This is a genomic window from Bacillus sp. S2(2019), assembly GCF_005144805.1.
GTDB classification, from domain to species: Bacteria; Bacillota; Bacilli; order Bacillales; family Bacillaceae; genus Bacillus; species Bacillus altitudinis.
Map to the genome: position 1 here is coordinate 275,884 of NZ_SWFL01000003.1, position 13,109 is coordinate 288,992.

General features: G+C 41.8%; 12 protein-coding genes and 1 other annotated feature. Of the genes, 11 read left to right on the forward strand and 1 reads right to left on the reverse strand.

Features of this window, described 5'->3' with window-relative positions; translation table 11 throughout:
- Positions 1–523: 523 nt before the first annotated feature.
- Positions 524–1,555 carry a spore coat protein YsxE gene (gene ysxE, locus FBF75_RS11530; RefSeq protein WP_056705873.1) on the forward strand — a complete coding sequence of 344 codons (1,032 nt, stop codon included), beginning with the start codon at positions 524–526 and terminating at the stop codon, positions 1,553–1,555.
- Positions 1,556–1,634: 79 nt separating this feature from the next.
- Here the strand turns inward: ysxE and FBF75_RS11535 are convergent, their stop codons facing one another.
- The gene (locus FBF75_RS11535) at positions 1,635–1,823 is read right to left on the reverse strand and encodes a hypothetical protein (RefSeq protein ID WP_003216497.1); all 189 of its coding nucleotides are present in this window, start codon (positions 1,821–1,823) and stop codon (positions 1,635–1,637) included.
- A gap of 169 nt (positions 1,824–1,992) precedes the next feature.
- Positions 1,993–2,222, forward strand: a binding site (T-box leader).
- 59 nt (positions 2,223–2,281) lie between these two features.
- Between FBF75_RS11535 and FBF75_RS11540 the strand changes: the two genes are divergently transcribed.
- From FBF75_RS11540 to minC, 10 genes are all read left to right on the forward strand, one after another.
- On the forward strand, positions 2,282–4,924 hold the full coding sequence (locus tag FBF75_RS11540) for a valine--tRNA ligase (RefSeq protein ID WP_025207725.1): 2,643 nt from the start codon (positions 2,282–2,284) through the stop codon (positions 4,922–4,924).
- A gap of 65 nt (positions 4,925–4,989) precedes the next feature.
- Complete coding sequence (locus tag FBF75_RS11545) at positions 4,990–6,294, forward strand: bifunctional folylpolyglutamate synthase/dihydrofolate synthase (RefSeq protein WP_136944763.1); 1,305 nt, start codon at positions 4,990–4,992, stop codon at positions 6,292–6,294.
- A 149-nt stretch (positions 6,295–6,443) separates the two neighbouring features.
- A complete protein-coding gene (locus FBF75_RS11550) occupies positions 6,444–7,175 on the forward strand; it encodes a prepilin peptidase (RefSeq protein ID WP_108611470.1) in 732 nt (243 codons plus the stop codon).
- 157 nt (positions 7,176–7,332) lie between these two features.
- Complete coding sequence (locus FBF75_RS11555) at positions 7,333–8,349, forward strand: SPOR domain-containing protein (RefSeq protein WP_076822503.1); 1,017 nt, start codon at positions 7,333–7,335, stop codon at positions 8,347–8,349.
- Between the two features lie 177 nt (positions 8,350–8,526).
- Entirely contained in the window at positions 8,527–9,096 is a 570-nt protein-coding gene (locus FBF75_RS11560; protein WP_007501543.1) for a Maf family protein, read from the forward strand.
- A 48-nt stretch (positions 9,097–9,144) separates the two neighbouring features.
- A complete protein-coding gene (radC, locus tag FBF75_RS11565; protein ID WP_026050121.1) occupies positions 9,145–9,819 on the forward strand; it encodes a RadC family protein in 675 nt (224 codons plus the stop codon).
- 90 nt (positions 9,820–9,909) lie between these two features.
- Positions 9,910–10,929, forward strand: a complete 1,020-nt coding sequence (locus tag FBF75_RS11570) for a rod shape-determining protein (protein WP_007501538.1) — start codon at positions 9,910–9,912, stop codon at positions 10,927–10,929.
- Positions 10,930–10,956: 27 nt separating this feature from the next.
- The gene (mreC, locus tag FBF75_RS11575) at positions 10,957–11,856 is read left to right on the forward strand and encodes a rod shape-determining protein MreC (RefSeq protein ID WP_007501536.1); all 900 of its coding nucleotides are present in this window, start codon (positions 10,957–10,959) and stop codon (positions 11,854–11,856) included.
- Positions 11,853–12,371, forward strand: coding sequence for a rod shape-determining protein MreD (mreD, locus tag FBF75_RS11580; protein ID WP_008342803.1), 519 nt, complete (start codon positions 11,853–11,855; stop codon positions 12,369–12,371). The genes mreC and mreD overlap by 4 nt, the downstream gene beginning before the upstream one ends.
- A 54-nt stretch (positions 12,372–12,425) precedes the next feature.
- Positions 12,426–13,109, forward strand: a complete 684-nt coding sequence (gene minC, locus FBF75_RS11585; RefSeq protein WP_007501533.1) for a septum site-determining protein MinC — start codon at positions 12,426–12,428, stop codon at positions 13,107–13,109.

Sequence of the window (13,109 nt, forward strand, 5' to 3'; positions counted from 1 at the left end):
CGCCTAAACTGTTAGAAGAAGAGGAGCGGGATGATACGTTCTTTGAGGTGGAAGTGAGGAAAGACCCTGAAGCAGAGAGCAAGGAAGAAGAAGAGCCGCCAGCTTATCCAGCCTTTGAATCACCTGCTTATCAGATGGAACAGACGCAGGAAGAGCGGGATGACAGCTATCAGTTCGAACGATTATATGAACGTGAAGCACCAAAGGTGTATGAATCAGCTCAAGAAGCTGAGGAGTTTGAACATGACCAGAGAGAAGCGTCTGGCAGTGAGAATTCTCTTTATTTAACGAAGCTGTTCGCTAAGCAGGAGGAGGAAGATTTTTCTCGCATGAAAATATGTATAGTTCAGCAAGAAGATACGGTCGATCGTATTTGTGAGCGATATCAGTTGAATGTGCAGCAGCTCCTTCGAACGAATTCATTGTCGGTGGATGCAGAGCTTGAAGAAGGGCAGATTCTTTATATTCCTGAATATCAAAACATAGTATGAGATGATGGACCGAGAAAATGTGGTGAGAGAACGTGGATGAAATCCAATCTGTCCTATACGAATATGGGCTTGAGGCTGAATATATCGAACCTGTCAGTCCAGCTGTCGTTAGAGTGTATACAAAGCAGGGCGTATTTGCACTAAAGCGAGTAAAACCCCATCGACAAATGCAATTTACAGAGCAAATGCTTGAACTAGAATCAAAAGGCTATCGCTCCTTTGTGCCGATTTATCGCACGAAGAGCGGTTCCTTTTTCTCAAATCAACGAGAAAGCCAGTACACGTATTACCTTATGCCGTGGCTGACGAATGAAAAGAGAGAAGAGCAGGACGATAAACATGAATATTTATTTCAAGAGATTGCAAGACTTCATAAACGAACAGAAGTCATGATGGACATTACTGAGCAGGAAATAGAAGCTCACTACACCCAAATGAAAAGCAAATGGGAAACAGAGAAAGACATGTATGAACGATTTATCGAGCGGGCAGAACAAACATGGTATATGTCGCCATTTGAGCTGGCTGCTGCTATGTATTTTTCAGAAGCGATGTCTGCAAGTGAATTTGCACTTGAACGTTTAGAGGATTGGCATGAGGAAATGAAAGACCAAGAGACGACACGTATTGTGTTAAACCATGGGCAATTGTCGATCCATCACTTTTTGTACAATGATGTAGGTACAGGACATTTCACCAATTTTGAGCGGTCCAAAAAGGCTGCCCCCATTTATGACCTTTTGACCTTTTACTATCGTACATTCAAAACCTACCCTACTCCTTGTCCTGAATGCACATCCTTGTTTTATACGTATCAAAAGGGAAATAAACTTCGTGAGGAAGAGATTCATTTGTTCTTGAGCTACCTCGCTTATCCGCAGGGTTTGTTTGATACGGTGAAAGCCTATGAAGCAGGCGGACAGGATGAGATGGAAAGTTGTCAGGAGCTGTTAAGGGCGTATTGGCAAATGAAAAATTCTGAGCCGACCGTCATGAAAATACACGAAATTGAGCAGGCTAGACGCCTTGAAGAAGAACAAAATGCCTCGTCATCAGAAGAGTGACGAGGTTGTTTGCTGTTGCGCTATGAAATGTCTAGCGAGGGACCTATACATAAGAGTGAGCCTGCAGCTTTCAGCTCTCTTAAAACCAATCAAGGTGAAAGGCACAGGCGAGAAATATAAGAATTCCTAAGATGAGGACGTCAAATGTTGTGGGAAAAATGATCGTGCGAAAGCCTTGAAATATGGCAATCGGGAGAACGACTTGGGAGGCAACTGCCCGAATTTGTCTAAGCCATGGGGGGAGTGTGTAAGGATTGATCTTTTTCAAAATAAAACGCCCTCCTTCTTTATTTTGTTATTATCATATGGGCAAAGAGGCAAAGGGTGCCTGCCCAATTTGTATAAAGAAGAAGAAAAGCGGAAAAGATGATTGACGAAAACAAAAGGCATTTAGTAATATTAATAAAAGATGAGTATAAGCTGATGAACGTGATATATCGTAAGCGTGGATCAGGAAGAGTACGAGCAAGACCCTAAAGAGAGGGAAACCAATAGCTGAAAGGTTTTCTAGGATGCACTTGTTTGGAAGGTCGCCTGTGAGCTTAATTTCTTGAAACATGTAGTAGAGAAATTCGGGAGATCCCCGTTATCCTTTAGAGAGTACGGGACACGTCTAAGTGTTTCGTGAAAAAAGGTGGTACCGCGAAAAAGCTTTTTCGTCCTTTTATAAGGATGAGAAGGCTTTTTTTATGTTTCATCAGCCGAAAAAATGTGGAGGTAACACAAATGGAAACAAATAATCAAGAAATGCCAACAAAGTACGATCCAAATGCGATTGAAAAAGACCGCTATACGTACTGGCTTGAAGGGAAATTCTTCGAAGCACAAAATGACAAAACGAAAGATCCATATACAGTCGTCATTCCTCCACCAAACGTGACAGGAAAATTACACTTAGGGCATGCTTGGGATTCAACCCTTCAAGACATCGTGACTCGTATGAAACGGATGCAGGGCTATGATGTTTTATGGCTACCAGGAATGGACCATGCGGGTATTGCAACACAAGCAAAGGTAGAGGCGAAGCTTCGCGAAGAAGGCGTGAGCCGCTATGATCTCGGACGTGAAAAATTTGTAGAAGAAACGTGGAAGTGGAAAGAAGAGTATGCCGATTTTATTCGCAGCCAGTGGGCGAAAATGGGTCTAGGTCTAGACTATTCGCGTGAGCGTTTTACATTAGATGAAGGCTTGAATAAAGCAGTCCGCCAAGTGTTTGTTCAATTGTATGAAAAAGGATTGATCTATCGCGGAGAATACATCATTAACTGGGACCCAGCAACAAAAACGGCCCTTTCTGATATTGAAGTCATCTACAAAGATGTGCAAGGTGCGTTTTATCACTTGAGATATCCGCTTGCAGATGGATCCGGTTCGATTGAAATTGCGACAACAAGACCTGAAACGATGCTGGGAGATACGGCAGTCGCTGTACATCCTGAAGATGAACGCTATCAGCATTTGATTGGGAAAACAGTTGTTTTACCAATTACAGGCCGAGAGATTCCAATCGTCGGGGATGACTATGTCGATATGGAATTTGGATCAGGAGCTGTAAAAATTACGCCGGCTCATGACCCGAATGACTTCGAGCTTGGAAACCGTCATAACCTAGAGCGCATTCTTGTGATGAATGAAGATGGCACAATGAATGGAAACGCACTTCAATACAAAGGAATGGACCGCTTCGAATGTCGTAAACAGCTTGTGAAAGATCTTCAAGAAGAAGGCATTTTGTTCAAAATTGAGGACCACATGCATTCAGTTGGTCACAGTGAGCGCAGTGGCGCTGTAGTGGAGCCATATTTATCAACACAATGGTTTGTGAAAATGCAGCCGCTTGCAGATGAAGCCATCAATCTGCAAAAAGGTGATGAGCAAGTTCAATTTGTTCCAGACCGATTTGAAAAGACGTATTTACACTGGATGGAAAATATCCGTGACTGGTGTATTTCTCGTCAGCTATGGTGGGGACACCGCATTCCAGCTTGGTACCATAAAGAAACGAAAGAGGTATACGTTGGACTAGAAGCGCCAGAAGATATAGAGAACTGGGAACAGGATAACGATGTGCTTGATACATGGTTTAGTTCAGCGCTTTGGCCTTTCTCTACAATGGGCTGGCCGGATGCAGATAGTGAAGACTTCAAGCGCTACTATCCAACAAACCTGCTTGTTACAGGCTATGACATCATCTTCTTCTGGGTATCCCGTATGATCTTCCAAGGTCTTGAATTCACAGGAGAAAAACCATTTAAAGATGTCCTCATTCACGGTCTTATTCGCGATGAACAAGGGCGTAAAATGAGTAAGTCACTTGGCAACGGAATTGATCCAATGGAGGTCATCGACAAGTACGGAGCGGATTCATTGAGATATTTCTTAGCGACTGGAAGCTCTCCGGGTCAAGATTTACGTTTTAGCTTTGAAAAGGTTGAATCCACTTGGAACTTTGCGAACAAAATTTGGAACGCATCCCGTTTTGCTCTCATGAATATGGATGGTTTAACGTACGATGAGCTTGATTTAACAGGAGAAAAATCAGTTGCTGATCAATGGATTTTAACACGCTTAAATGAAACGATTGAAAGTGTCACACAGCTTGCTGATAAGTATGAATTTGGTGAAGTGGGCAGACATTTATACAACTTCATTTGGGATGATTTCTGTGATTGGTACATTGAAATGGCGAAACTTCCGCTTTATGGAGAAGATGAAGCAGCGAAGAAAACGACTCGTTCGATCCTTGCGTATGTATTAGATCAAACGATGAGACTTCTACATCCGTTTATGCCGTTCTTAACAGAAGAAATCTGGCAACATCTACCTCATGAAGGTGAGTCCATTACTGTAGCGGCATGGCCTGAAGTGAAGCCGGAGCTTTCCAACGAACAAGCTTCTGCTGATATGAAGCTGCTTGTTGAACTGATTCGTTCTGTTCGTAACATTCGCAGTGAAGTCAACACACCAATGAGCAAACAAGTCGAGCTATATATCAAAGCATCCACATCTGATGTACAGGAACGTTTAGAGAAGAACCGTTCATATATTGAACGCTTCACGAATCCAAGTGTGCTTGAAATTGGCACAGATGTCCCAGCTAGTGATAAAGCGATGACAGCAGTTATTTCTGGAGCAGAACTCATTCTGCCGCTTGAAGGTTTAATCAATTTAGACGAGGAAATTGCCCGTCTGCAAAAAGAGCTTGATAAACTGACAAAAGAAGTTGAACGCGTACAGAAAAAACTTGGCAATGAAGGCTTTATGAAAAAAGCGCCTGAAAGTGTCGTAGAAGAAGAGCGTGCGAAAGAACGTGATTATGTCGCAAAACGCGAGGCTGTTCAAAAGCGTATTGAAGAGCTGAAAGCATAAGAGTGAAAAGACGGCTCCTAATGAATTGGAGTCGTCTTTTTTGAAAATTTCGTATGAAATGAGAGATGACATTGTTTACAACCTATCATGAAGCCATTGAATGGATTCATAGCAGACTCGCTTTCGGTGTCAAACCGGGACTTGAACGAATGAAATGGCTGATGGACAGACTAGACCATCCTGAACAAAAAATAAAAGCGGTGCATGTAGCTGGAACAAATGGAAAAGGATCAACGATTGCATTTACTCGATCCATTTTACAGTCAGCGGGCTATTCAGTTGGAACCTTCACCTCACCATTTATTTTAACGTTCAATGAACGAATTAGTGTTAATGGGGAGCCGATTTTGGACGAAGAGTGGCTGAGTTTGGTGAACGAAATCAAGCCTTTAGTTGATGAATTAGATGATACAGAGCTTGGTGCAGCAACAGAGTTTGAGATCATTACAGCATGTGCGTTTGCTTATTTTGCCCATGTGCACCAAGTAGACTTTGTCCTCTTGGAAACAGGGCTTGGCGGAAGACTTGATTCTACAAATGTGGCAGCGCCCATCTTAACAGCAATTACGTCGATTGGTCACGATCATATGGCCATTTTAGGCGACACACTTGATCAGATTGCAGCAGAAAAAGCTGGCATTATTAAAACTGGGATTCCGATGATCACGGCCGTTCATCAAGCGGATGCTCTTACTGTGATTCAACACAAAGCCGAAGAAAAGAATGCGCCGTTTATCTCGTTATATGATACTTGTACCTTTAAGGACCAGCAGCCGACAGAAACAGGTGAACGTTTCACATTCACTACCCCAAAAAGGGAGTACTCGCAGCTAGAGACAGGGTTAATCGGAACGCATCAAATGCAGAACGCCTCCCTTGCCGTTCTAATGATCGAATGGCTGGAGCAAGAAGGATATATCCATGTGCTAGATGAGCAAGTGTATGAAGGAATTCGGCAAGCGGTGTGGGCTGGAAGATTTGAAAAGATCCAAGATGAGCCTCTTGTTTATTTAGATGGTGCTCATAACGAAGAAGGAATGGACCGTTTAATCGAAACTGTACAAGCTCATTTTTCTAGTAAACAGGTTCATGTATGTTTTAGTGCGTTAAAAGATAAACCTTACAAACAAATGATCGAAAAGCTTGAAAGGATTAGTTCATCGATTCATTTTGTTTCCTTTGACTTTCCAAGAGCTGAATCAGCGGAAAAGCTTTATGCTTGCAGCCATTTAAAAGCAAAATCGTTTGATGAAGACCCTCGTACAGTGCTTGACTTTATTCAGAAAAAAAGCGCTGACCCTGCAGCAATGATTCTGGTGACAGGTTCGCTTTATTTTATCTCAGATGTACGAAGTCGTATTTTACAGTAAGGAAAAGACGCAAATTGCTTCTATGCAGTGTGCGTCTTTTTTCTTTTGATATGTAGGAGAGGGGGAAATTCACTTTTTCGCAAGGTGATCAAGGGTGAATCGCTATGGTACAATCCGGTCTATTCTATTTCCGGAAGGAGTCACCTAATTTGATCGATTTTTTTATGTTTTTCACAGGCATGGTCATGGGGTCATTTCTTCACCTAGTTGGTGAGAGGCTTCCAATGAAGCGGTCTATTCTTTTTCCTCGTTCACACTGCGGAGCTTGTAAAGAGCCGCTTTCTTTTCACGACATGCTCCCGCTTGTTTCTTATGTTGTATTGAAAGGGTCATGTAAGCATTGTGGAACCCGGCTCTCTTTGCTTTATCCACTGGTTGAGCTGTTGACAGGCGGCCTTTTTTTACTCGTTTATAGACATGCTGGTTTCTCTTTTGAGGGCTTTTTTCTTGTGAGTCTATGTAGTTTATTCGTGATTGCTGTCGTGAGCGATCTTTTTTATATGAGAGTACCAAACGAGCTCTTTCTCTTCTTTTTTCCTCTTTTCGTCATATACCGCACGCAAGAACCGCTTTTTATTTGGCGGGAAGGAGCGGCATCCCTTCTTATTTGTCTTCTTTTGTTTTATAGTTTAGAACATTTCAAGCCAAATAGTATGGGGGGAGCGGATGTCAAACTATTTGGTGTGCTTGCATTTTGCTTCGGATTTAAGCCGTTTCTGATCATTCTTTTTCTTTCGTCTGTCACGGGAATGGTTTACGCAAAGGTGTTTTCTTACAAGGCAAATGAACCCTTTCCTTTTGTTCCTGCCATCGCTTGTTCTTTCTGGCTTTATCTTTTTTGTGGTGATCTGTTAAACCCAATTCGCGATTTTTTTGGATGAGAAAATTGGCGAACACTTTTTGAACCTGCCGACAAAAGTCTTGTTCTTTTTTTTATTGGCTATGTTAAAGTGTGAAACAGAAAGAAGGACGGGTTACATTCGCGCTATTTCATTGGACAGAAAGGTCTTTCTTACAAACAATGTCAGAAAGCGGGGAATGACAGTGAAAAAAAGGCAGGCAAAAAAACAAGGGTTAAAGGTCAATATTAATGGCAAGGAAGAAATGCTGCATGGAGAAGAGCATCAACCTCAAAAACAGCAAGAGGATCAAGTGACGTTTTCGAACTGGGAGGAAAAGAGGCAGTCGGAACAGGAGACAGCCGCTTCCGAGGAGGAACCGTCCAAACCGAAAGAAGAAGATTTTCAATGGGACGATGCAGCTGATCACATTTACCATTCGGATCCAAAGGTCGTCACACCTTATCAAAAGAAAAAAGGTTCTTTTGACCAGAAGTTCAGTAAAAATCGCGGTCCCTTCAAACGAGTGATGACTACGATTGTGTTTGCAGTCGTTCTAGGGACAGGCCTCGGTGTATTTGCATTAAGTTTAAGTAAAGATGGGTCTGCCAATCCATCAGGAGGCGATCATATCAGCGTCTCAGCATCTGGAAGCGGACCTTCGGCGAAAGCTGGGGGAGATGCGCCACCGGCTGATCTTGCAGATACGTCAAAGGACAATGAAGGTGAAAAAAGTGCATCAGGTCATTTTTCAACCTTTGTGGTGCAGGCTGGAAAGTTTTCTTCTGAAAAAGGAGCAGATGACTTAGTGGACAGTTTAAAAGAGGCAGGATATGCAGGTAAAAAGGTATCAATGGATGATGGATATTATGTGATTGCCGGACTTGCCACAGAACAAGGGATGACAAGTGCCGTTGGGAAAAAATTGATCGATCAGCACTTTGAAGCATGGGGAGGAAAAGAGCTCTCGTTTCAAGTGCCGGATGAGCTGACAGGTTTAATAGAGAAGGCATCTGTCTTATCCTCTAAGATGATTGCAGGAGATGATGTGGATCAAAAAGAAGTCACTCAGCTGATTTCTGAACTCGAAAATGCCAAAACAACCGATGCACCAGCTAAAAGCAGTTTGCTGAAAGCTGTACAGCTTTTAAATGACCCATCTGCTGAAAATGGCTGGAAATCTCAGCAAGCGCTATTAGATCAACTAAATACGTAAAATCATGTTTTTAACAGCCAAACTAGTCAAAAAATGACTAGTTTTTTTCTTTTGCTTCCAACATAATGATGGAGGAACATGAAAATTGCATTTTCGTCAATTGTCGGTAAGATATTCATTTGATAGGATGAATGGGTATCTTACCTCTTAGGCTAAACCCTGAAAGGATGAACAAACATGAACCAGTTAATACTCGCATCTCAATCACCTAGAAGAAAAGAATTGCTTGATTTAGCAGGGTTTTCTTATGACATTCAAGCAAGTGATTTAAAAGAAGAAATAAATCGAAACCTTTCTCCTGCTGAGAACGTCCAATGGTTGGCAGAACAAAAAGCAAATGATATTCAAAAAATACATCCCAAAGCTGTGATCATTGGTGCAGATACAATTGTTGCAATTGATGGCAAATGTCTTGGAAAGCCAAAAGACAAGGAAGATGCAGCCTCAATGCTTCAATTATTGTCAGGTAAGACACATCAAGTCTTGACTGGTGTCACGATTCAATCAGAGAATAGAAAAGAAACATTTTATGAACAGACAGACGTGACATTTTGGCCGCTTACACAAGATGAAATAGACCGCTATATTGAAACCGGTGAGCCTCTTGATAAAGCTGGAAGCTACGGCATTCAAGGAAAAGGTGCCCTGTTTGTACAAAAAATAGACGGTGATTATTTTTCCGTTGTAGGACTCCCTATTGCTAAAACAGTCAGAGTGCTTGAAACATTTGGTATCACCCCTTTTTGATGACGGGAAGGAATCAAAAAAGGAGTGTAGATCTTGAATCATTTCCCTATGCTGCTGAAGCATTTTCCTCATGATGAAAAGCCGCGCGAACGATTTGTCAAATATGGCCCAAGCAGCTTATCAAACCATGAACTTGTCGCGATTCTTTTGAGAACAGGCACAAAAAAGGAATCAGTTCTTCAAGTGTCCGCAAGACTTTTACAAACATTTGGTGGTCTTCGTTCTGTGAAGGAAGCTTCGATTGAAGAATTGTCAAAGATTCGAGGAGTTGGAAAAGCGAAGGCGATCTCTCTTTTAGCTGCTTTAGAACTCGGCACTAGATTACACCATCAAACGACGGACAATCGTTATGTGATCCGCACGCCGGAGGATGGTGCGAATTTTGTGATGGAAGATATGAGATTTTTGACGCAGGAGAATTTCGTTTGTCTTTATCTCAATACCAAAAATCAAGTTCTTCATAAACATACTGTGTTTATCGGAAGTCTAAATTCGTCGATTGTTCACCCGCGCGAAATTTTTAAAGAGGCCTTTAAACGTTCGGCCGCTTCATTTATATGTGTGCACAACCATCCATCTGGAGATCCGACGCCCAGCAGGGAAGATATTGAAGTCACACAGCGACTTTTTGAATGTGGGAAGCTGATTGGAATACAGCTGCTTGATCATCTAGTGATCGGTGATCAAAAATTTGTGAGTTTGAAGGAAAAAGGGTATTTGTAACACTTTTTTTTTCAATGTTTTACGATATAATAGAGTTTATGAGTTTTTCCCTAAAGGGAATTTTGGTTTAAGAAAGGAAGATACATACATATGTTTGGAATTGGTACAAAAGACCTTGGAATAGATCTTGGAACAGCGAATACGCTTGTTTTTATTAAAGGAAAAGGCATTGTTGTGAGAGAACCTTCGGTCGTAGCTTTGGAAACTGATACGAAGTCTATAGTGGCGGTTGGAAATGACGCTAGAAACATGATCGGTCGTACACCTGGTAATGTTGTGGCACTGCGCCCAATGAAAGACGGAGTCATTGCAGACTACGAGACGACAGCAACAATGATGAAATATTACATTAATCAAGCATTAAAAGGTAAAGGGCTTTTTGCTCGTAAACCGTACGTGATGGTGTGTGTACCATCTGGTATTACAGCAGTAGAAGAGCGTGCAGTCATTGATGCAACAAGACAAGCTGGTGCTCGTGACGCATACCCTATTGAAGAGCCATTTGCTGCGGCAATCGGTGCTAACCTTCCTGTATGGGAGCCAACTGGAAGCATGGTTGTAGATATTGGCGGCGGTACAACAGAAGTAGCCATTATTTCACTTGGCGGTATTGTGACATCTCAATCGATCCGTGTTGCAGGAGACGAGATGGATGATGCGATCAGCAGCTACATTCGTAAAACGTATAATCTTATGATTGGTGATCGCACGTCAGAAGCAATTAAAATGGAAATCGGTTCTGCGCAGCCTGACGTACATGATGAGATGGACATTCGCGGCCGTGACCTTTTAACAGGTCTGCCAAAAACGATCTCTATTACGGCAGAAGAAATTGCAAAAGCGCTTCGCGATACGGTGGAAACAATTGTCGATGCGGTCAAAATGACACTTGAAAAAACGCCACCTGAGCTAGCAGCAGATATTATGGACCGTGGAATTGTGTTAACAGGCGGCGGTGCATTGCTACGTAATCTTGACAAAGTCATTAGTGATGAAACAAAAATGCCGGTCATTATTGCTGAAGATCCGCTTGACTGTGTGGCGATCGGAACAGGGAAAGCACTAGAACATATTCACTTGTTCAAAGGAAAATCTAAAGATAATCGATAATTGGGCGTAAATAAAGAGGTGTAAGACATGCCGCAGTTTTTTATGAATAAAAGATTAATGTTGCTCCTTGTCTGTGTCATCGTACTGGTGGCCATGATTGGTTTTTCAGTGAAAAGCGGCAGAGGTGCTTCATGGCCGGAAAAATTAGTGGGGGATACGACAGGCTTTTTTCAAGGTGTCTTTCATAAACCATCACAATTTATTGCCGGTATTTATGGGAACGTACAAGATTTAAAGAACACATATGATGAAAACGAGCGTCTTCGAAAAAAACTTGATGGACAAACCCAATATGAGGCGAAACTTCAAGAACTAGAAGATGAGAACAAAAAGCTTCGCAAGCAGCTCGGATATGTGAACTCTATTCGTGATTACACGCCCATTCTTTCAACAGTCATTGCGAGAAACCCGTCCCTTTGGGATAGTTTTGTCATGATTGATAAAGGGAAAAAACAAGGCGTTGAAAAAGATATGGCGGTCACCAATGAGAGTGGTGCGTTAATTGGGAAAATTGAAAGTGATAAGCTCAACAATTTTACGTCGACTGTAAGGTTGCTAAGCTCTACAGATCAAAATAATAGAATTTCAACGAAAATTTTTGCAAAAAAGGGCAAAGAAGAACTCAATGGAATTATTAACGGTTATGACAGCAAGAAAAAAATGCTGACAATGAACATTTTAAAATCCGATGCTGATGGGGATGTCAAAAAAGGAGATCTTGTTGAAACATCTGGAGCAGGGGGCGTATTCCCGCAGGGCTTGACGATTGGGAAGGTAAGCGAAATTGAGCCGGACCATTACGGACTGACAAAAATTATTTATGTAGAACCAGCTGCTGAACTCAATAATTTAGACCGCGTGATTGTTGTGAATCGCAGCACAAGTACGGCAGATGCATCTCAATTAACGAAGGAGGAAGGCTCGTGAAACGTGTCCTTCTTGCTTTCGTCATGTTGTTTATTTTCGTATTTGACAGTATTTTTGTCGATTTAGTGAAGCTCCCATTTGTTTCAGACAATCAAATTTTAGCACCTCATTTCATCTTACTCGCACTTGTATTTATGACAGCTTTTGTGAATCAAAAATATGGTGTGATTTATGGATTTATCTTTGGACTTTTATATGATATTTCGTATACAGGTATACTTGGTGTTCATATGTTTGGCTTTGGTGCGCTCTGCTATTTGTTAGCAAAAGCCTTCAAAGTCCTCCAAACGAATATGTTAGTCGTTGTCTTTCTATCGATGATTGCTGTTGCAGTGATGGAGTTTTATGTGTACGGCGTTCAAGCGACGATTCAACCAGGTATTATGCCTTTTAATACGTATGTCATCGAACGCTTTATTCCAACGATTCTTTTAAATACTGCTGCGTCTCTCATACTTGTTGTGCCGCTTAGGCTCTTTTTCATCAATGTGAAACAAGGACTGATCGACGAATAAAAGCAGGAGTTTGTCCAATTACGGCGAAATGAGTATGTTGTTGAGGTGAGCATCTTGAAAACTCAAAAACAGCAGTATGTGACAATAAAAGGTACAAAAAACGGATTAACATTACAGTTAAATGATGACTGTTCGTTTGAAGACCTTCTTTCTGGCTTGCGAGAGGTTCTTTTACTTGAGCAATATACAGACGGAAGAGAAGGACATAAAGTCAATGTGCATATTAAACTTGGTTTTCGATATTTAACAGAGGATCAAGAGGCGCGTTTAACTGAAGCGGTGTCTGAAAATGAACATCTCGTCATTCACTCTATTGAAAGTGACGTCATGTCAACTGAAGAGGCGAGACGTTTAAAAGCAGAGGCTGAGATTACTTCTGTAGCAAAAATTGTACGCTCTGGACAGGTGCTTTATGTCGAAGGGGATCTTTTATTAATAGGAGATGTCAACCCTGGCGGAACCATTCGTGCAGGGGGGAATATTTTTGTGCTCGGTGCATTAAAAGGTGTAGCGCATGCTGGATGTAATGGAAACAAACAAGCTGTGATTGCGGCATCTCATATGATTCCAACCCAGCTTCGCATCGCACAAGTGTTTAACCGTGCACCGGATCAAAAAGAAGATGGAAATGAAATGGAATGTGCTTATTTAGATATAGATGGCAATATGATCATTGAACGCCTGCAGCAATTGGCTCATATAAGACCTAATCTGACAAGGCTTGAGGGAGGAATGTGA